This window comes from Arthrobacter sp. NPDC058097, assembly GCF_042884885.1.
GTDB lineage: Bacteria > Actinomycetota > Actinomycetes > Actinomycetales > Micrococcaceae > Arthrobacter.
Map to the genome: position 1 here is coordinate 61,381 of NZ_JBHVSZ010000007.1, position 18,795 is coordinate 80,175.

Annotated in this window: 18 protein-coding genes; 5 read left to right on the forward strand and 13 right to left on the reverse strand. The window is 67.0% G+C overall.

Annotated elements, in window-relative coordinates:
* Window positions 1-102: 102 nt before the first annotated feature.
* Genes era through ACFVTE_RS13310 form a run of 4 tightly spaced genes read right to left on the reverse strand, consistent with a single transcriptional unit; the run spans window position 103 to window position 3,931 of the window.
* Window positions 103-1,062, reverse strand: coding sequence for a GTPase Era (era, locus tag ACFVTE_RS13295; protein ID WP_387101074.1), 960 nt, complete (start codon window positions 1,060-1,062; stop codon window positions 103-105).
* Window positions 1,046-2,377 carry a hemolysin family protein gene (locus ACFVTE_RS13300; RefSeq protein WP_387101076.1) on the reverse strand — a complete coding sequence of 444 codons (1,332 nt, stop codon included), beginning with the start codon at window positions 2,375-2,377 and terminating at the stop codon, window positions 1,046-1,048. The genes era and ACFVTE_RS13300 overlap by 17 nt, the downstream gene beginning before the upstream one ends.
* A complete protein-coding gene (gene ybeY / locus ACFVTE_RS13305; protein WP_306923804.1) occupies window positions 2,374-2,847 on the reverse strand; it encodes an rRNA maturation RNase YbeY in 474 nt (157 codons plus the stop codon). The genes ACFVTE_RS13300 and ybeY overlap by 4 nt, the downstream gene beginning before the upstream one ends.
* Window positions 2,831-3,931, reverse strand: coding sequence for a PhoH family protein (locus ACFVTE_RS13310; protein WP_387101078.1), 1,101 nt, complete (start codon window positions 3,929-3,931; stop codon window positions 2,831-2,833). The genes ybeY and ACFVTE_RS13310 overlap by 17 nt, the downstream gene beginning before the upstream one ends.
* A gap of 352 nt (window positions 3,932-4,283) precedes the next feature.
* Between ACFVTE_RS13310 and ACFVTE_RS13315 the strand changes: the two genes are divergently transcribed.
* Entirely contained in the window at window positions 4,284-5,192 is a 909-nt protein-coding gene (locus tag ACFVTE_RS13315; protein WP_387101080.1) for a GerMN domain-containing protein, read from the forward strand.
* 59 nt (window positions 5,193-5,251) lie between these two features.
* On the opposite strand, the gene ACFVTE_RS13320 is transcribed toward ACFVTE_RS13315, so the two are convergent.
* Genes ACFVTE_RS13320 through hrcA form a run of 3 tightly spaced genes read right to left on the reverse strand, consistent with a single transcriptional unit; the run spans window position 5,252 to window position 8,221 of the window.
* Complete coding sequence (locus tag ACFVTE_RS13320) at window positions 5,252-6,022, reverse strand: 16S rRNA (uracil(1498)-N(3))-methyltransferase (RefSeq protein ID WP_387101082.1); 771 nt, start codon at window positions 6,020-6,022, stop codon at window positions 5,252-5,254.
* 2 nt (window positions 6,023-6,024) lie between these two features.
* Window positions 6,025-7,149, reverse strand: a complete 1,125-nt coding sequence (gene dnaJ / locus ACFVTE_RS13325; protein ID WP_387101084.1) for a molecular chaperone DnaJ — start codon at window positions 7,147-7,149, stop codon at window positions 6,025-6,027.
* Between the two features lie 58 nt (window positions 7,150-7,207).
* Window positions 7,208-8,221 carry a heat-inducible transcriptional repressor HrcA gene (gene hrcA, locus ACFVTE_RS13330; RefSeq protein ID WP_387101086.1) on the reverse strand — a complete coding sequence of 338 codons (1,014 nt, stop codon included), beginning with the start codon at window positions 8,219-8,221 and terminating at the stop codon, window positions 7,208-7,210.
* 212 nt (window positions 8,222-8,433) lie between these two features.
* On the opposite strand from hrcA, the gene ACFVTE_RS13335 reads away from it, so the two are divergent.
* The gene (locus ACFVTE_RS13335) at window positions 8,434-9,288 is read left to right on the forward strand and encodes a DUF3097 domain-containing protein (RefSeq protein WP_387101088.1); all 855 of its coding nucleotides are present in this window, start codon (window positions 8,434-8,436) and stop codon (window positions 9,286-9,288) included.
* A gap of 142 nt (window positions 9,289-9,430) precedes the next feature.
* Complete coding sequence (locus tag ACFVTE_RS13340) at window positions 9,431-9,850, forward strand: DUF4870 domain-containing protein (RefSeq protein WP_003800826.1); 420 nt, start codon at window positions 9,431-9,433, stop codon at window positions 9,848-9,850.
* 105 nt (window positions 9,851-9,955) lie between these two features.
* Here ACFVTE_RS13340 and hemW read toward each other — a convergent pair whose 3' ends face one another.
* Both hemW and lepA read right to left on the reverse strand, forming a co-directional pair.
* The gene (gene hemW / locus ACFVTE_RS13345; RefSeq protein ID WP_387101090.1) at window positions 9,956-11,185 is read right to left on the reverse strand and encodes a radical SAM family heme chaperone HemW; all 1,230 of its coding nucleotides are present in this window, start codon (window positions 11,183-11,185) and stop codon (window positions 9,956-9,958) included.
* Between the two features lie 36 nt (window positions 11,186-11,221).
* Window positions 11,222-13,075, reverse strand: coding sequence for a translation elongation factor 4 (gene lepA / locus ACFVTE_RS13350; protein WP_387101091.1), 1,854 nt, complete (start codon window positions 13,073-13,075; stop codon window positions 11,222-11,224).
* Window positions 13,076-13,257: 182 nt separating this feature from the next.
* On the opposite strand from lepA, the gene ACFVTE_RS13355 reads away from it, so the two are divergent.
* Entirely contained in the window at window positions 13,258-13,803 is a 546-nt protein-coding gene (locus tag ACFVTE_RS13355; protein ID WP_387101093.1) for a type II toxin-antitoxin system PemK/MazF family toxin, read from the forward strand.
* 185 nt (window positions 13,804-13,988) lie between these two features.
* On the forward strand, window positions 13,989-14,249 hold the full coding sequence (gene rpsT, locus ACFVTE_RS13360) for a 30S ribosomal protein S20 (protein ID WP_111903413.1): 261 nt from the start codon (window positions 13,989-13,991) through the stop codon (window positions 14,247-14,249).
* A gap of 212 nt (window positions 14,250-14,461) precedes the next feature.
* Here rpsT and holA read toward each other — a convergent pair whose 3' ends face one another.
* From holA to ACFVTE_RS13380, 4 genes are all read right to left on the reverse strand, one after another.
* Window positions 14,462-15,475 carry a DNA polymerase III subunit delta gene (gene holA, locus ACFVTE_RS13365; RefSeq protein WP_387101096.1) on the reverse strand — a complete coding sequence of 338 codons (1,014 nt, stop codon included), beginning with the start codon at window positions 15,473-15,475 and terminating at the stop codon, window positions 14,462-14,464.
* Window positions 15,412-17,154, reverse strand: a complete 1,743-nt coding sequence (locus ACFVTE_RS13370; RefSeq protein ID WP_387101098.1) for a ComEC/Rec2 family competence protein — start codon at window positions 17,152-17,154, stop codon at window positions 15,412-15,414. Before ACFVTE_RS13370 ends, holA begins: the two co-directional genes overlap by 64 nt.
* Before the next feature lie 205 nt (window positions 17,155-17,359).
* Complete coding sequence (locus ACFVTE_RS13375; RefSeq protein ID WP_387101099.1) at window positions 17,360-18,391, reverse strand: helix-hairpin-helix domain-containing protein; 1,032 nt, start codon at window positions 18,389-18,391, stop codon at window positions 17,360-17,362.
* A 176-nt stretch (window positions 18,392-18,567) separates the two neighbouring features.
* Window positions 18,568-18,753 (reverse strand): hypothetical protein, encoded by a 186-nt coding sequence (locus ACFVTE_RS13380; protein ID WP_387101100.1) that lies wholly within the window; start codon window positions 18,751-18,753, stop codon window positions 18,568-18,570.
* Window positions 18,754-18,795: the final 42 nt, after the last annotated feature.

Here is an 18,795-nt window from a genome sequence, read left to right on the forward strand (position 1 = left end):
GTACCTTCCTCGAAAAAATGGGATCCGGCCTATTTTAGTAGCCGTTTCTGGGAAAACCCCGGCAATCAGGCGTTGGCGGCCCGGCGCGCGGGCGCGGGCGGCTCAGAACCCCAGTTTCACCAGCTGCTTCGGGTCGCGCTGCCAGTCCTTGGCCACCTTGACGTGCAGGTCGAGGTAGATGCGGGTGCCCAAGAGCGCCTCGATGCCCTTGCGGGCGTTGGTGCCGACCTCGCGCAGGCGGCTTCCGCCCTTGCCGATGATGATCGCCTTCTGCGACGGGCGCTCCACATAGAGGTTTACGCGGACATCCAGGAGCGGATTGTCCTCGGTCCGGCCCTCGCGCGGCACGATCTCCTCGACCACCACGGCCAGGGAGTGCGGCAGCTCGTCGCGCACGCCCTCCAGCGCGGCCTCGCGGATGAGTTCGGCCACCATGACGGCCTCCGGTTCATCGGTCAGCTCGCCGTCCGGATAGAGCGGGGGCGACGGCGGCATGTGGCTGATCAGGACGTCCGCCACCGTGTCCACCTGGAAGCCGTCCGCGGCCGAGACCGGAACGATGTCCTTCCAGCCGTCCTCGCCCAGCACTTCCCTGCCGAGTTCGGCGACGGCCAGCAGCTGCTCGGTCAGGGCCTGCCGGTCCACCAGGTCCGCCTTGGTCACGAGGGCAATCACCGGCTTGCGGCCTACCGCGGCGAGCTGGGCGGCGATGAACTTGTCACCTGGGCCGATCTTCTCGTTGGCGGGGATGCAGAACCCGATCGCGTCCACCTCGGAGAGGGTGTCGGCGACGAGGTCGTTGAGCCGCTTGCCCAGCAGGGTGCGGGGCCGGTGCAGGCCGGGGGTGTCCACGAGGATCAGCTGGGCGTCCTCGCGGTGGACGATACCGCGGATGGTATGCCGCGTGGTCTGCGGCTTCGCGGACGTGATGGCCACCTTCTTGCCCACCAGGGCGTTGGTGAGGGTGGATTTGCCGGCGTTCGGACGGCCCACCAGCACCGAGAATCCGGCATGGTACCCGCCGAACGGTTCGCCGCCGTCGGCCTTATTCTGCTTGCTCACGTGGAACTCCCTGTTGCATTGATTCGGCCTCGTCGAGAAGTTCGTCAAGGTCAGTGTGTTCTTTCGGCGCAGCGGCCGCAATGATGTGGCTGACGCGGTTCCGGCGGCCTTCCAGCCGCTCGGCGCGCAGCGAAACGCCGTCAACATCCACCGCGCTGCCCACGATGGGGACCCGGCCCAGGGCCTTGGCCAGCAGGCCGCCCACGGTGTCCACCTCGTCGTCGTCGAGTTCGATGCCGAACAGCTCGCCAAGGTCGTCGATCCCCATCCGGGCGCTCACCCGGAATGTTCCGTCGCCCAGGTCGACGACGGCGGCGCTCTCGGAGTCGTACTCGTCCACGATTTCGCCGACGAGCTCTTCGATCAGGTCCTCGAGCGTCACCAATCCTGCGGTGCCGCCGTACTCGTCGATGACGATGGCCACGTGCGTGGACTCCTTCTGCAGTTCCCGCAGGAGTTCGCTCACCGGCTTGGAATCCGGCACGTAGCGGACCTCGCGGGCCAGCATGTCCACCACGGGCGGCTCGGCCTCGGGGTCCATGCCATGGATCGCGGCCGCCACATCCTTGAGGTAGATGATGCCCAAAATCTGGTCGGTGTTCTCGCCGATGACCGGGATCCTGGAGTACCCGGACCGCAGGAACAGTGCCATGGCGCTGTGCAGGCTCGAGCCGGCGTCAATGGTCAGGATGTCCGTCCTCGGCACCATGACGGCGCGGACCAGCGTGTCCCCGAACTCGAAGACGGACTGGATGAGTTCGGCCTCGTTGTCCTCGATCACGTCCGACTCGGTGGCCCGGTCAACCAGTTCGCGGAACTCCTCCTCGCTGAAGTAGGAGTCGTCACCGTTGGGCGAACCCGGAGCCACGGCGCTGCCCAGCCGGACCAGCCAGGCCGGGATGGGCCCCAGAATCCAGGCCAGGAACCGCACCAGCGATGCCGAGTTCCGCGCCACGGCGGCCGGATGCGAGCGGCCCAGCTGGCGTGGCGAGACGCCCACCAGCACAAACCCGAGGACCGCCATGATGCCTGTCGCGGCCAGGCCGGCGAGCCAGACGTTGTCCAGCAGGCTGTAAAGCAGCACGGCCACAGCCACGGCGGAGGCCGTCTCGAACCAGATCCGCCAGAAGCGCAGGGCACGCATGTGCGTCATCGGCTGGTCCAGGATCCTGCGCAACGCCGGGCCCTGGCTCCCCTGCACAGCCTGCTCGGCGTCGTGGCGCGGAAGAAAGCTGAACGCCGCCTCGGCAGCAGTCAGCAGCGCTGCGGCACCGAGAAACGCCAGCGCCATGCAGACAAGGAGCAGGGAGGTCACTGGGTGGTCTCGGCCGGTGCTTCTTTGCCGGTGAATGCGGTCAGCAGTTCACGCTGCAGGCCGAACATTTCTGCCTTCTCCTCGGGTTCGGCGTGGTCATAGCCGAGCAGGTGGAGGATTCCGTGCGTGGTCAGCAGCAGCATCTCGTCCTGCGTGGAATGCCCGGCATTCCGGGCCTGGACCTCGGCCACCTGCGGGCAGATGGCTATGTCGCCAAGCATCCCCTGCGGCGTCGGCTTGTCCGGGGTGCCCGGGGTCAGCTCGTCCATGGGCACGGACAGCACATCGGTGGCTCCGGGCTCATCCATCAGTTCGATGTGCAGCTTTTCCATGGCCGGCTCGTCCACGAGCAGGATGGACAGTTCCGCCTGCGGGTGGATGTACAGCTGTTCGAAGATGAAGCGTGCCAGCGCCACCAGGCGGGCTTCGTCCACCTGGATGCCGGATTCGTTGTTAACTTCGATGCTCATGCGTGCTCTCCCGTCGTTCCCGGGGAACGGAATGCTTGACCCGGTTGCGTTGTGCTTCGTCCCAGATGCTGTAGGCGTTGACGATGTCCCCCACCAGGCGGTGGCGGACAACGTCGGCGGCGTCCAGGACAGAGAAGCTGACATCGTCGATTCCGGTGAGGATCTCCTCGACGATGCGCAGGCCGGAGCGGGTCCCGAACGGAAGGTCCACCTGCGTGATGTCGCCGGTGACCACCATCTTGGAGCCGAAGCCGAGGCGGGTCAGGAACATTTTCATCTGTTCCGGCGTGGTGTTCTGTGCCTCGTCGAGGATGATGAAGGCGTCGTTCAGCGTCCGGCCCCTCATGTAGGCCAGCGGCGCCACCTCGATGGTGCCGGCCGCCATGAGCCGGGGAATGGACTCCGGGTCCATCATGTCGTGCAGCGCGTCGTACAGCGGACGCAGGTACGGGTCGATCTTGTCGCTGAGCGTGCCGGGAAGGAACCCCAGCCGTTCGCCCGCTTCGACGGCGGGGCGGGTGAGGATGATCCGGCTGACTTCCTTCTGCTGCAGCGCCTGCACCGCCTTGGCCACCGCGAGGTAGGTCTTGCCGGTACCGGCCGGGCCGATTCCGAAGATCACCGTGTTCGCGTCGATGGCGTCCACGTAGTTCTTCTGGTTCAGCGTCTTGGGCCTGATGGTCTTGCCGCGGCTGGACAGGATGTCGTGCGTCAGCACCTCCACCGGATTCTGCAGCGACTGGCTGCGGAGCAGCGAGACCAGCTGCTGGAGAACCGCCGGCGTAATAACGGTGCCGCGGGCCACGAGACCGCGGACCTCGTGAAGCAGGCGCATGATCCGCGGAACGTCGGCGGCGGGTCCGTTGATGGAGAGTTCATTGCCGCGGACGTGGAAACTGACGGCCGGGAACTGGTCCTCGATAAAGCGGAGGGCCTCGTCGTGGCTTCCCAGCGACTGCACCATCTGATCAGAGTTATCGAAGATGACCACCTCCGTCCGGACACCGGGGAGAGTATGGGGGAATTCGCCCGTGGTTCGGTCCCCCGTGTTGAGGCGGCGCTTTCCGTTTGCTGATTCAGTCATGGTGACGGCCCTCAGGCCTTAGGTTCCCTCCAGTTCGGAATAACTCGTTTGCGTCCTTACATCTTACGCCAGCGCACGCCCCGGCCTGCCGTCCCGGAAGGTCACGGCGGACCGCATTTCCGTAACGCGTTCCCGCAATTAGGTATCAACTTTGTATCGGCCTCATATCGTTCCCGTTGCAGTTCGGCCGCCTGCCGCGAAAGGCACCCAGCGCCGCAATGTCTCGTGTAATGCTGGAAAAGGAGCTCGCCGGCAACGGTCCGGCGTGCCCGCACACAACTGCTCATTCGAAGGGATCGCCAGCATCAGTCAGCCAGGAACTCCGGGCCGGAAAGTACCGAGGACGCGCTCCGTGCTGCTGTCCGCGCTGCTTCCGGCTGCCCTGCTGCTGTCCGGGTGCATCGCCGATCCCGATCCCTCGGTGACGTCCGCGAACTCCCCGACGTCCTCCTCGCGCCGGGCCGCCGGCACGGACGGCGTCCCCACCACCAGCGCCCCGCTGGAGACAACGCAGTCGTCCAACAAGGCGCCGGTCTACTGGATCGGGCGGAGCAACAGCAACGTCTTCCTGTACCGCGAGTTCCGCGACGTTCCTGACGACGAGAACCCGATCACCCGGGCCCTGCGCGCCATGATGTCCGAGACGCCGCTGGATCCCGACTACTTCACGCCGTGGCAGAACCCCAAGAACCTCGCGACGTCGATCTCGGGCACCAACGTCATCACCGTGGACGTTTCCGCGGATGCCTTCAACAGCAACCTCGACGCGGACATGGCCCAGCGGGCCATCCAGCAGCTGGTGTACACCGCTACCGCCGCCGGTGCCAGCTCGGGCCTGATTGACGCAGGCCAGCAAATCGAAGTGGTCATCCTGGTGGACGGGCACACGGACTATCTGGCGTTCAAGCACGTCAAGCTCGGTGCCCCCACGTCCCGCAGCGCCGGAATGGTGGCGCCGGTGTGGATCATTGATCCGCAGGAAGGCACCGAAGTCGGCGACGGCCGGGTCAAGATCTCCGGGCGCAGCACCGTCCCCAACGGCAAGCTCCACTGGCGCATCCTCAAAGTCCAGGACAACGGCGACAAGGAGAGCTACCTGACCGGGGAAGCCAGGGCCGCGGCTGATCCCGGCGCCTCCGGGATCTTCGGCATCACGGTGAACCTCGCGCCCGGGAACTATGAGGTACGGGTTTCCCAGCTCGACCCCGGCAAGCCCGAGGACGAACTCAACGTGGACTCGCGCGGGTTCGCCGTCCGCTAGCATCACCGACCGCCAGGTTGGCTGGCTACCGGTCCCCGCCCACTAAAAGTGCGCTGAACCTACCAGCGGCCCAGGACGTCGCTGGCAACCACGACGCCGGCCGGTCCCGCAGTCGACGACCGCAGCACGTGCGGTCCCAACAGTGCCGTCACGGCCCCGGCGCTGCACAGCCGGGTGACCTCGCGGGGGCTGATGCCCCCTTCCGGACCAACAATCAGGAAAATTTCGACGGCTCCGGCCGCGTCCTGGCGCTCCTCGGACCACCTGCCAAGAACCCGCCGCAGCGGCGTAACAGCGTCTTCGTGCAGGATCACGGCGAGGCCTGCTTCCGCCACTTCCCTGGCCAGGGCCTGGGTGTCGACGGCGGGCCGCACCTCGGGGATCCAGGCGCGGCGCGCCTGCTTGGCGGCCGCCGTCACGGCGGACTGCCATTTCCCGTGTGCCTTCGCTGCCCGCTCACCCTTCCACCTGACGATGGAGCGTTCCGACTGCCAGGGGATCACGGCGTCGATCCCCAGCTCGGTGGCGGTTTCGATCGCCAGCTCGTCCCGGTCGCCCTTGGCGAGAGCCTGCACGAGCACAAGGCGCACGTCCGGCCGCGGTTCAAGGCTGACGGACGTGCATTCGACCGTCAGTTCGGCCGCGGCAGCATCCGTCACGGTGCCAGTGATGCGTTTCCCCGCGCCGTCGGCAATGTCCACCTGTTCCCCGACGGCCAGGCGCTTGACGGTCACCGCATGGCGGGCCTCGGCGCCGTCGAGGACGAACACCGAGCCGGGTGCTGTGCTGTCCAGCGCGCCGGCCGGCGTGAAGAATACGGGGTTGCTCACCGCTACAGGTTACCGAGGCGGTCCCGCAGCTTGGCGAAGACGCCGCCGCTCGCTGCGAGCTTGCCCTCGGAGAACTGCTCGCCGCGGAGCTTTGCCAGTTGCCGGAGCAGGTCCTCCTGGGCGGGGTCGAGCTTGGACGGTGTTTCCACCTGCAGGTGGACCTTGAGGTCGCCGCGGCCGTAGCCTCGCAGGTGGGTGACCCCGAGTCCGCGCAGGGTGATGATCTCGCCGGACTGCGTGCCCGCCTTGACGTCGATCTCCTGCTTGCCGTCGAAGGTCTCCAGGCTCAGTTCCGTGCCGAGGGCAGCGGCGGTCATGGGGATGTTCAGGGTGGCGTGGAGGTCGTCGCCCTCGCGGATGTAGGTGGGGTCGTTGTTGACCCGGATTTCCACGTAGAGGTCGCCGGACGGGCCGCCCGCGGGGCCGGCCTCACCCTGGCCGGAGAGCTGGATCCGTGTTCCGGTGGCCACACCGGCCGGGACCTTGATGGTCAGGGAACGGCGGCTGCGGATGCGGCCCTGGCCGCTGCATTCGTTGCAGGGGTCCTTGATGACCGTGCCGAAGCCTTCGCAGGAACCGCAGGGGGCCGCGGTCATGACCTGACCGAGGATGGAACGGACCGCCCGCTGCACCTGGCCGCTGCCGCCGCAGATGTCGCAGCGTTCGGGGTGGCTGCCTTCGCGGCAGCAGGAGCCTTCACAGGTGGGGCAGGTGACGGCTGTGTCCACTTCCAGCTTCTTGTTGACGCCGAAGACGGCATCGCGCAGGTCGATCCGGACGCTGATGAGCGCGTCCTGGCCGCGGCGGACGCGGGACGCGGGCCCGGAGGTTCCGCCGGCACCGAAGAAGGTGTCAAAGATGTCCTGGAACGCGAAGCCCTGGCCGGCGTAGCCGCCGCCGAAGCCGTTGTCGGTCCCGTTCTCGTTGCCGGTGGTGTCGTAGACCCTGCGCTTCTGGGGATCGGACAGCACCTCATAGGCGTGGGTGACGGCCTTGAACCGTTCAGCGGCGTCTTCCCCGGGATTGACGTCCGGGTGAAGCGAGCGGGCCAGCTTGCGGTAGGCCTTTTTGATCTCCTCGCCGGTGGCTTCCGGGGAGACTCCAAGAACGTCGTAGTGGCTGCTCAAAGTTCGTATCTCTTCCTGGTTGTTCTGCCTGGGGTCAAAGGATGTCCGGGGCGTGCGGTCACGGGCCCAGAATCCTCGAAAGGTAGCGGGCCACCGCGCGGACGGCGGCCATGGTGGTGGGATAGTCCATCCGGGTGGGGCCGAGGATGCCCACCTTGGCGGTGGCGTCGGGGCCGTAGCCGGTGGCCACCACCGACGCCTCGGCCAGCCCGTCGTAGGGGTTTTCACGGCCGATGCTGACGGCCACGCCGCGCGGGTCCTGCGCCATGTCGCTCAGGAGCCGCAGCATCACCACCTGTTCCTCGAGCGCTTCCAGCACGGGCCCGATGCTGAGCGGGAAGTCCACGTTGGACCGCGCCAGGTTGGCCGTTCCTGCGAGCACCATCCGGTCCTCCCGGCTGTTGTGGGCGAGACCTTCCAGTCCCTTGCCCAGGGCCATGGCAACGGGGCGTTCGGCCGGCGTGCAGCCGGCCACGACAGCGGCCAGATGCTGGGGCAGGATGGCCACCGGCGTTCCGGCCACACCGGTCAGGAACCGGGTGCGCAGGGCGGCGAGCGTGTCGTCTGACAGATCCTGCCCGGCGTCGACCACGCGCTGGTCAACTTTGCCGGAGTCGGCGATGAGGACTATCAGCACCTTCCGCGGCGCCAGCAGCACGAATTCGATGTGCCGCACCACGGCGCGGCTCAGGTGCGGGTACTGCACGACGGCGACCTGGTTGGTCAGCTGGGACAGGAGCCGGGCCGTGCGGTCCAGGACGTCGTCAAGGTCCTCCGACCCCTCGAGGAGGGTCTGAATGGCGCGCTTCTCAGCCGGGGACAACGGCTTGACGGCGGAAATCTGGTCGACGAACAGGCGGTAGCCCTTGTCCGTGGGAATCCTGCCTGCGCTGGTATGCGGCGCAGTGATGAGGCCCTCGTCCTCCAGGGCCGCCATGTCGTTTCGGATGGTGGCGCTGGATACGCCCAGATGGTGCCGTTCCACCAGGGCCTTGGAGCCGACGGGCTCGCGGGAATGGACATAGTCCTCCACGATGGCGCGCAGCACCTCAAGCCTGCGTGGTTCGCTCACAGTCCACCTCCTTTTGGCCTTGACCGCGCCGGGCGTTAATCCTGCCCGCCGGCGCTGTGGTTAGCACTCGACATGCCTAAGTGCTAACAAGTCTAATATGACTCGCCGCGTTGTTAGCATTGGTACCGCTCCGGGCGAAATTCCGGGCGCCTGTCCCCCGGCGGCATGACCGCGGCCGGAGCGGCTCCTTCCTAGTGCAGAGCGGTGAACGAATGCAGTATCAGACCTGGGGCCCGCAGGAGATGGCAGCGCCCGCCAAGAACAGCCTGCCGGAGGTGCCGGTGGAGCGCGGCATGGTGCTCGAGGACGTCCAGTCCGGCTGGGTGGGCGCGGTGACACGGGTGGAGAAGTCCGGCGGCATGCACGTGGTGGCGCTTGAGGACCGCCGCGGAAAGTCCCGGTCCTTCAAACTGGGCTTCGGCTTCCTCCTCGAAGGCCAGCCGATCCGCCTGATGCCCCCTGCCCCCAAGGCGAAGCCCGCCGGGCAGGGCACGGCCAACCGGACGGCGTCGGGCTCGGTGCGGGTGGAAGGGCAGCGGGCACAGGTGGCCAAGGCCAGCCGGATCTGGGTCGAAGGCAAGCATGACGCCGAACTCGTGGAAAAGGTCTGGGGCGACGACCTCCGCGTGGAGGGCATCGTCGTCGAACCTCTTCATGGCATCGATGACCTGGCAGCAGCCGTTGCCTCCTTCCGCCCCGGTCCCGGCCGCAGGCTGGGTGTCCTGGTGGACCACCTGGTCCCCGATTCCAAGGAATCCAGGATCGCCGACGCCGTGATGGCATCCCCCGGCGCCACCGGGAACGTGCTGATCGTCGGCCACCCGTACGTCGACGTCTGGCAGGCGATCCGGCCGTCGGTGCTCGGCATTCCACAGTGGCCGGTGGTGCCGCGCGGCACGGACTGGAAGACCGGGATCCTCACCGCCTTCGGCTGGCCGCATGAGACCAAGGAGGACATTGGCCTCGGCTGGCAGAAACTCCTCGGCGCCGTGCGCACCTACGCTGACCTTGAGCCCGCCCTGCTGGGCCGGGTGGAAGAGGTCATCGATTTCCTTACAGTTCCGTAGCGTCGGCCCGGCGATTCGGCGTTCGGCCCGCGATTGCCCGTACAGCCCGGTATCCTTGGTACGGCGTCACCGCACCGCGGGCCCGGCGCCGTATCAAAGCACCAACGCACCAACGCACCAACGCAAGCTAAAGGAAGACACCGTGGCAGAAGACGCTCGCGACCGCAGGGACACACAGTCCGGCCAGGACCTGCCCCAGTACCATGGCGTTCCGGCCAATGCGCTTCCGCTGACGGCCAGCGAGGACCGGCAGTGGGCCACCCTGGCGCACTTCGGCGGCATCCTCGGCTGCGTTCCGGCGCTGCTGATCTACCTCATCTTCCGCGACCGCGGCCCGTTCACCGCGCAGGAGTCCAAGGAAGCCCTCAACTTCACCCTGCCGCCCACCATTGCGGCCTTCGTAGCCAATCTGCTGGTGCTGCTTCCGGTCGTCGGCAACCTGTTCGCGGTCGTGGCCACACTCATCTGGATTGCGCTGACCTGCTTCGCGGTGTCCGCCGGCGTCCACGTCAACAAGGGCCAGCCGCACCGCTACCAGTACAACCTGCGCTGGATCAAGTAACCGGCCGGATCAGGCAGGCAAAAAACAACGCGAGGTCAGTTTCAGCCCAATCCGGTAGGGATATTGGGCTGAAAGTGACCCCGCGTTGTTTGTCTGTCGCCGGAACTAGTCCGGCAGGAGCCTGCGGACCACGGCGTCCGCCAGCAGGCGGCCCTTCAGCGTAAGGACGAGGCGGCCCCGGAAGGCATCCTCCGGCACCACGAGGCCGTCGGCGATCAGGCCGGCAACGGCCTTCCTGCCGGACGGCGCCAAGGCAGCCGTTGCGAGCCCCGAGGAAAGCCGGGCCTCCAGCATGACCTTTTCGACAACCCGGGTTTCGTCGTCGAGCGTTTCGCGCCCCGCCGCCGGCGAGACACCTGAGCCGAGCCGGCCGGCGTAGGCGGTGGGGTGCTTGACGTTCCACCAGCGCACTCCGCCAACGTGCGAATGCGCGCCCGGGCCGACGCCCCACCAGTCGTCCCCGCGCCAGTAGGCGAGGTTGTGGCGGCAGGCCTGTTCCGGCGTCGCGGACCAGTTGCTGACCTCGTACCAGTGCAGGCCGGCGTCGTTGATCATCCTGTCGGCGAGCTCGTACTTGTCGGCGTGGTCGTCGTCGTCGATTTCCGGAACTTCGCCGCGGCGGATCTGGGCGGCGAGCTTGGTGCCGTCCTCAATGATCAGTGCGTAGGCGCTGATGTGGTCCGGCTTGTAGGAAAGGGCGGTCTCAAGCGAAAAGCGCCAGTCCTCCATGGATTCTCCGGGCGTGCCGTAGATGAGGTCCAGGCTGACGGCGAGTCCGGCGTCGCGCGCCCACTGCACCACGAGCGGAACGCGGCTCGGCGTGTGGGTGCGGTCGAGGACCTTCAGCACGTGGGGTACGGCGGACTGCATGCCGAAGGACACACGGGTGAAGCCGGCGTCGGCCAGCAGCTTTAGGGATTCCGGCGTGACGGAGTCCGGGTTGGCCTCCGTGGTCACCTCGGCGCCTGGTTCGATCCCCCAGGTGTCGATGGCGGCGCGGAGGATCCGCGCCAGGTCCTCTGCAGGCAGCAGCGTAGGAGTCCCGCCGCCGAAGAACACGGTGCTCAGTTTCCGGGCGGGCAGGCCAGACTCCTCAAGGACCCGCGCGGCAAAGTCCACTTCCGAGATGACGGTGGAGGCGTACGCGTCCTGGGACGCGCCGCCGCCGAGCTCGGTTGCGGTATAGGTGTTGAAGTCGCAGTAGCCGCAGCGCACCGCGCAAAACGGGATGTGCACGTACAGCCCGAAGGCCCGGCTGGCTGCACCGTCGGCCGCCTGCTGCGGCAGCAGGCCGTCCGACGGCGCGGGGTCGCCCAGGGGAAGAACGCTAGGCATGCGTGCGGCCTCCGGAGATTCGGGCCACGGTCATCACTACTTCTTGGCCTTGTCCTTGGATTCGTCGGTGGTGAGGGCTGCGATGAAGGCTTCCTGCGGCACTTCCACGCGCCCCACCATCTTCATGCGCTTCTTGCCTTCCTTCTGCTTTTCCAGCAGTTTGCGCTTACGGGAGATGTCACCGCCGTAGCACTTGGCAAGAACGTCCTTGCGGATGGCGCGGATGGACTCGCGGGCGATGATCCGGGAGCCGATGGCCGCCTGGATGGGCACCTCGAACTGCTGGCGCGGGATGAGTTCGCGCAGCTTGCCGGTCATCATCACGCCGTAGGCGTAAGCCTTGTCCTTGTGGGTGATGGCACTGAAGGCGTCCACCTGTTCGCCCTGGAGCAGGATGTCCACCTTGACCAGGTCGGCGACCTGTTCGCCGTCGGCCTTCCAGTCCAGCGAGGCGTAGCCGCGCGTCTTGGACTTGAGCAGGTCGAAGAAGTCAAAGACGATTTCGGCCAGCGGCATCCAGTACCGCAGCTCGACCCGGTCCTCGGACAGGTAGTCCATGCCGCGCATGACGCCGCGGCGGCCCTGGCAGAGCTCCATGATGGCGCCGACGAACTCGTTGGGGGCCAGGATGGTCGCGGCCACCATGGGTTCGCGGACCTCATTGATCTTGCCGGAGGGGAACTCGCTGGGGTTCGTCACCGTGACCACGTTCTTGTCCTCGAGCGTGACCTCGTAGACCACGTTCGGCGCGGTGGAGATCAGGTCCAGGTTGAACTCGCGTTCGAGGCGTTCACGGACGATCTCCAGGTGCAGCAGGCCGAGGAAGCCTACGCGGAAGCCGAAACCCAGGGCCGCGGAGGTTTCCGGTTCGTAGATCAGGGCTGCGTCGTTCAGCTTGAGCTTGTCCAGCGCGTCGCGCAGCACCGGGTAGTCGGTGCCGTCCAGCGGGTAGAGGCCCGAGAACACCATGGGCTTGGGATCCGCGTAGCCGCTCAGCGATTCCGCGGCGGGCTTGGCGAGGTTGGTGACGGTGTCGCCCACCTTGGACTGGCGGACGTCCTTCACACCGGTGATGAGGTAGCCCACCTCGCCGACACCCAGGCCCTTGGACGGTATGGGCTCCGGGGAGCTGACGCCGATTTCCAGCAGTTCGTGGCTGGCCTTGGTGGACATCATCTGGATGCGCTCACGCGGGTGCAGCATGCCGTCCACCACGCGGACATAAGTGACCACGCCGCGGTACGTGTCATAGACGGAGTCAAAAATCATGGCCCGGGCAGGCGCGTCGGGGTCGCCGACGGGCGCGGGCAGGTCGCGGACGATCTTGTCCAGGAGGGCCTCGACGCCCACGCCGGTCTTGCCGGAGACCAGCAGGACGTCTTCGGGATCGCCGCCGATCAGGCTGGCCAGTTCGGCGGCGTACTTCTCAGGCTGCGCGGCCGGCAGGTCGATCTTGTTCAGGACCGGGATGATGGTGAGATCGTTTTCCATCGCCAGGTACAGGTTGGCCAGCGTTTGGGCCTCGATGCCCTGTGCGGCGTCCACGAGCAGCACTGCGCCTTCGCAGGCGGCGAGCGACCGGGACACCTCATAGGTGAAGTCCACGTGGCCCGGCGTGTCGATCATGTTCAGGGCGTAGCTCACGCCATCGAGCTCCCACGGCATGCGGACAGCCTGGGATTTGATGGTGATGCCGCGCTCCCGCTCGATATCCATGCGGTCCAGATACTGGGCCTTCATGTCGCGGGACTGCACGACGCCGGTGAACTGCAGCATTCGGTCGGCCAGGGTGGACTTACCGTGGTCAATGTGCGCGATGATGCAGAAATTCCGAATAATGGCCGGATCTGTCGCGGCGGGCACCGGGGCGGTGCGGGCCATGGGAGACACGCAGGGTCCTTACTGTTGGCATTTCAGCGGCGTTGTTCAGGTTGAACTCTGGCCATCCTGCTGCCTGCCGCAATATCTGAACCTCTAGTCTCCCACGTCCCGGGCGCTGGCAGTACATTTTGCGCGGCCCGCACGCCCGGACGTCCAGAGACTACGAACGCCGCGCCGGTAGGGTGGCCCGCATGGCCCTAAACATCTCTTCGATCGGCGGCGCAGTCCGCGCCTCGCTCCGCTTCCTCGGCGTACTAAGACAACCGGCGGTCGCCACTCCTTCGCCGGCCCGGGGCAGGGCCGGAAACGCCGGCCGGCTCCCGGCCGGTGTCACCGGCAAGTACCCGGGCGACTTCACCGGCTCGGCCAGCCCGCGCTACTCCCCCAACCCTGACGGGCGCCCGGACCCTGGCGAGATCGTATGGACCTGGGTTCCCTTCGAAGAGGACCACTCGCGCGGCAAGGACCGGCCTGTCCTGCTGGTGGGCAGCCACGGCAGCTACCTGCTGGGCCTGATGCTGACCAGCAAGGACCATGACGGCCACCCGCGCGCCCGCCTCGATTACGTGGACATCGGCGCCGGACCGTGGGACAGGCAGGGCCGGCCCAGCGAGGCCAAGCTGGACCGCGTCCTGCAGATCCACCCGGCCGATATCCGGCGCGAGGGGTCGGTACTGGACCGGAAGACGTTTAGGCTGGTGGCGGACGAGTTGCGTCGGCTTCGCGGCTGGAAATGACGCCGGCACGCCGTCTCCGCACTGAATGGGCACAAATGGCCCCGACCTGCTAATCTTTATAGCTGTGTGTCCGTGCAGGTCGACGGTCACTGATGGCTGGCCGCCATAGGTATCCCCACGCCGCTCAGTCAAGGCCAGCTTGAAAGCCCTCTAGACCATTTCCGCATTACAAAGAGAGTTCACACGTGGCAAATATCAAGTCCCAGAAGAAGCGCATCCTGACCAACGAGAAGGCTCGCCTGCGCAACAACGCAGTCAAGTCCGAGCTGAAGACGGCCATCCGCGCCGTCAACACCGCCGTTGAGTCCTCCGACAAGGACGCTGCTACTACTGCGCTCGTTTCTGCCAGCCGTAAGCTGGACAAGGCTGTCAGCAAGGGTGTTCTGCACAAGAACAACGCTGCAAACCGCAAGTCGGCGATCTCCAAGAAGGTCAACGCACTCTAAGGTTTCCCAGTTCATCTGAACTGATGCTTGTGGCCGGCACCATTGGTGCCGGCCACTTCTCTTTTAACTTTAACGTCCGACGGCGGGCTTCCGGATTAGTTTCCGGCGGCGGTACTCCCGACGGCGGTCGCCGCCCATACTGCTCAGCTGGCCGCCGCCCTTCCGAGCCGTTCCGCGTCCGCTGGCAGCCGTCCCGCTACTGCCTGGCCGGGCTACCGCCCGCGGGCAGCAGCCGCTATTACCGTCACGGCGTGCTCCACGGCGTACACCGGATCACGCGACAGTCCTTTCACCTGTGCGTCAGCTTCGGCCGTGACCTGGATGGACCGTGCCAGGCCCTCGGGCGTCCACCTCCGGACGTCGCGCTGTGCCTGCTCCACCAGCCACGGCTGCATGCCCAGCTGCTTGGCGATCTGTGCCGCTGAACCCTTGGCGCCGGCGACCTTGGCGACTGTGCGCAGTTTCGCCGCCAGCGCTGCCACCAGCGGGACCGGGTCGGCGCCCGTGGCCAGCGCATGCCGAAGGGTGGACAGAGCCACAGGCCCGTTGCCTGCCATCGCGGCGTCGGCCACCTTGAAGGCCGTCGCCTCGACTCTTCCCCCGTAGTAGCGGTCGACCATGTCAGCATCCACGGCAGTGGATGCGTCGGCTATGAGCTGGCTGCACGCCGCCGCCAGCTCGGACAGGTTGGCGCCAACGGCATTGACCAGGGACTGGACTGCCTCCGGCGTGATCCGGCGGGCGGCGGCCTTGAACTCCGCCGTGACGAACGCGGTCTTTTCCGCATCCTTCTTTAGCGGCTGGCAGTCGACAGTCGGCCATCCCCCGGCCTTCACGGCGTCGAGGAGCTTCTTGCCGCGGGTTCCACCGGCGTGTCGGAGCACGAGGACAGCGTCCTGCTCCACGTGTTTGAGATAGGTCAGTGCGTCCGCCAGGAAGGCGTCGTTCATCGCTTCGAGGCCGTCCACCTCGATCAGCTTGCTTTCGCCGAACAATGACGGGCTGACATTCATGGCCAGCGCCCCGGCCTCGTACGAGCCGGCAGTGAGCCTCGTGACTTCCACGTCCGGCGCAGCCGCACGTACCTGTGTCCGGACACGGTCCATCGCACGGATACCGAGGTACTCCTCGGGACCCGTGATCAGGACAACCGCCGCAGGGGCTACGTCCCGCCACGACGCCGCATTGGCTGCCGGCGTCTTCGGTCGTTGCTGGGCAGCGGCCACTGGTGATTCCTCCCGGAGTTCAGGTTGCAGACTCTAAGTCTCCCATGATCGTTGGGTCCGGCGCGGCGGAGCCTGATCTCCGGCAGCCGGTCAAGGAGGCGGACAACGCCGGCGTGCGCTGCGAAGACCAGTTTGACTGTCCGGGCGGGATGGGCAGCCATCCACACGGCGAGCAAGGTCACAACGGAGCAGAGCACCATTGTCAGCAACCCGAACACGCCTTCGGGCCAGGGCGGCGCGGCGCCGGGTAGTCCTGCAGTGAACCGGGCGACGGCCGCCACACCGCCGGCAAAGAAGCCGGCAACGCCGATCAGGACGGTGGCCAGCCACGGCGCGAGGGGCAGGAGCGCCGCAGCAGCCGTGCCCAGGATGGTCACAGGCGCTACTAGCGGGGCAACAAGGACGTTGGCCAGCAGCGAGTATGTGGAAAACTGTGGCTGCAGCATCACGATGACGGGTCCGCACAAAACCTGGGCGGACAGGGGCACGGCAAGAGCTGCCGCAGTCCAGCGCGGCACGCTCGCTGGAAACCAGCCCATGATGCACCGGCCCAGCACAATGATCCCCAAGGTGGCCAGGACGGAGAGCAGGAACCCAAGGCTGACGCCCAGTTCCGGCTCCACCAGCAGCAGGCCAATCACGGCCAGGCAAAGGAAACTCAGTCCCCGGCCAGCCCGGCCGCCCGCCAGGGAGGCCAACGCAATCGCACCCATCAGCGATGCCCTGAGCACGCTGGCATCGGGCCCCACCATGAGAACGAACAACCCGAGGCCTGCGAGGGCGACCGCTGCGGCCGGGATCCTGGCAAGCCGCAACGAGCGTGCCGCCAGCAGCAGAGCGCCAAGTATCAGGCTGCAGTTGGCGCCGGATACCGCCGTCAGGTGGGTGAGGCCCACGGTTTTCATGGTTGTCTCGAGCTCCTCGCTGAGTCCGCCGGTATCGCCCGTGACCATGCCCGGGAGGAGTCCTCTCGCGTCGGGGGCCAGCCATGCCGAGGCCGAGGCGAACCGCTTGCCCAGCGCGGCCGGCGCCTGCTGCCAATCCTGCGCTGCTGCAAGCCGGGCGGGCGGTGATGACGCACTCAACACCGCTGCCTCCGCGCGGCCCGGGTCCGGAGGCCGGAGCCGTCCGGTGGCCCGGAGCAGCTGGCCGGTGCCGGCGTGCTGCCATTCCTGCCCGCCAACGATGACCACCGGCAGGCGGGCGTGCGTGATCTGGCCTCCGGACGTCAACGATCTGGCCACCGCCCCGACTGCCCAGCGTTCGGCACGCCCCGAGGGGCCGGGCGTCTTGAGGGCGCGCGGAGACCCGGTGATCTCGGCTTCCGCCACAACGGATGCCCGACTGGCGATCAGTCCTGCCACCTGTTCGTCGTGGCGCTGGGCCGAGGACTCTGCAGAATGGGCGGTCGATGCCGCGGCCAGCATGAGCGCTGCCGTCAGGGTGGTCAGGAAACTGCGCTGCCAGTGCCCTCCGGCCCTCTTCCGACGCAGGACCATCGCCAGCAGCACTCCAGCACACGCGGCAAGGCTGCCCCATATAAGCAGCAGGCTGACCGGTGCCAGCCATGGCCCGGCGACAGTGGCTGCCCATACGAGCAGCGCGGCCGGGGCAAGGCGAAGATCCGTCCGGCGCCGGTTCGGTTCGGATGCAGCCGCGTCCTGTTCGTCCGGCAGCATGCGACGGCGGATGCCAGCACAGATTTTCTGTCCGATGCCACTAGTAGAACCGGGCCGGAACGGAGGCTGTGAAGGCCGGGATTCCGTAGCGGCAGAATCACCGGAGCCGGCATCACCTGGTGTGGAGTCGGCCCTTGGGAAATCCACTGCCGCCTGCACGTACCGGTGCCATCGGCTGGGCGCGCGTCCGGTCCTGCCCTCCATGTCAGACGGTCACCAGCGGAAGCAAGGTTTCCAGCATTTTGGGCCCGACTCCGTCGACCGCATCCAGTTCCTCAGGCGACTTGAAGGGGCCCTGCTGCGTGCGCCAGTCGACGATACGCTGGGCCAGCACCGGGCCAACCCTCGGCAACTCGCCGAGTTCCTCCACGGTGGCGGTGTTGAGGTTGATCTTCCCGCCAGACGCATTCCCGGCAGGCCCGCCGTTGCCATCGACCGGGGCACCGCCGACTCCGGAGGTGCCGGCCGCGCCGGATTTGTCCGCTGGCGCGGCACCGGTCGTGTCGGCCGGCGCCGCCTCGCCGCGGCGCGGTACGTAGATTTTCTGGCCGTCTTCCAGCGGGGAAGCGAGGTTGAGCCGGTCGAGGTCGGCCTCAGGGCGGGCGCCCCCGGCGGCGGCGATGGCCTCATGCACCCGGCTTCCGCGCGGGAGCCGGACCACTCCCGTTTTCTTCACCGCGCCGGCGACGTGCACCACGACGTTCCCGGCTACCCCGTCACCGTTCGCCCCGGGACTGTTCGCCCCGCCAGCGCCTGCCCCGTCGGCGCCTTTCGCGTCAGTGTCGTTGCCGTCACTGCCTTCTGTGCCGCCGCCGTCCGGGTTGTTGCCCTCCTTGTCGGCTGCGCTGGTGGCCGGTGTCGCGGCCGCATCGTAGGTCACTGAGCTGAGCGGAAGGACCACGGGTCCATTGGCAGCCACCTGCCACCAGAGCAAGACCCCGGCGATTAGCGACAGCACGCCCACCAACGCTGCGGCGCGAATGCCCAGCCGCCAGCGGAACCGCGGTTCGGCCGCTTCCGCGGACTCCGCGGACCTGGTGGAACCGGTGGGGCGGCCATAGCTAAAGCCGCCTCCCGTCCCCGCCTCCAGCAGTCCAGTGGAGCCACCGCCGGGCTGCCGGTCGGGCTCTTCATCAGCGGTAGGACCGGTATTGCCGGCAAGCCCGGGGGTGGTGGGCGGTCCCAGTGAGGCGGCCAGTCGTTTGGCTGTCCGCCCGTCTGTTGTCCTCCCCTGCATGGAGCCAGGTCCGCCGCCGGAACGCCCTGGACTTGGACGCCCTTCGCCTACGCGCGGCTGAGCGCTGGCTGAGGCTCCAGCGGTCCGGCGTGACATATCCACCACGTTAGGAAACGGTCAGACATCCCGACAGTCCCGTCATGCCCTATGTGGATTCCGCCACGTGGGTAGCGCCGCTATCGCTGATAGGTGATGTAGGCCTCGTACTGCACTCGCCATTTATCCGGCTCTTTGGGATCCGGGATGGTGGTGGTGAGGAACTGCACGCTGGTGACCTGGCCCTTCAAGTACTTCAGCCATTTCGTAACTTCGTCGGCCACATCCCGGTCCAGCTGGGCGACGTGGTGGACTTGCATGGACATGGGAGCCTCCTTGCTCGGTGGGGAGACTGTACTACCGGCGGG

Excerpts from the sequence above, each read along its gene's own strand:
- hemW (WP_387101090.1), bottom strand. The coding sequence starts at position 11,185 with ATGCCTAGCGTTCTTCCCCTGGGCGACCCCGCGCCGTCGGACGGCCTG.
- ACFVTE_RS13370 (WP_387101098.1), bottom strand. The coding sequence starts at position 17,154 with ATGCTGCCGGACGAACAGGACGCGGCTGCATCCGAACCGAACCGGCGC.
- ACFVTE_RS13375 (WP_387101099.1), bottom strand. The coding sequence starts at position 18,391 with ATGCAGGGGAGGACAACAGACGGGCGGACAGCCAAACGACTGGCCGCC.
- ACFVTE_RS13335 (WP_387101088.1), top strand. The coding sequence starts at position 8,434 with ATGCAGTATCAGACCTGGGGCCCGCAGGAGATGGCAGCGCCCGCCAAG.
- ACFVTE_RS13355 (WP_387101093.1), top strand. The coding sequence starts at position 13,258 with ATGGCCCTAAACATCTCTTCGATCGGCGGCGCAGTCCGCGCCTCGCTC.
- ACFVTE_RS13310 (WP_387101078.1), bottom strand. The coding sequence starts at position 3,931 with ATGACTGAATCAGCAAACGGAAAGCGCCGCCTCAACACGGGGGACCGA.
- ACFVTE_RS13380 (WP_387101100.1), bottom strand. The coding sequence starts at position 18,753 with ATGTCCATGCAAGTCCACCACGTCGCCCAGCTGGACCGGGATGTGGCC.
- ybeY (WP_306923804.1), bottom strand. The coding sequence starts at position 2,847 with ATGAGCATCGAAGTTAACAACGAATCCGGCATCCAGGTGGACGAAGCC.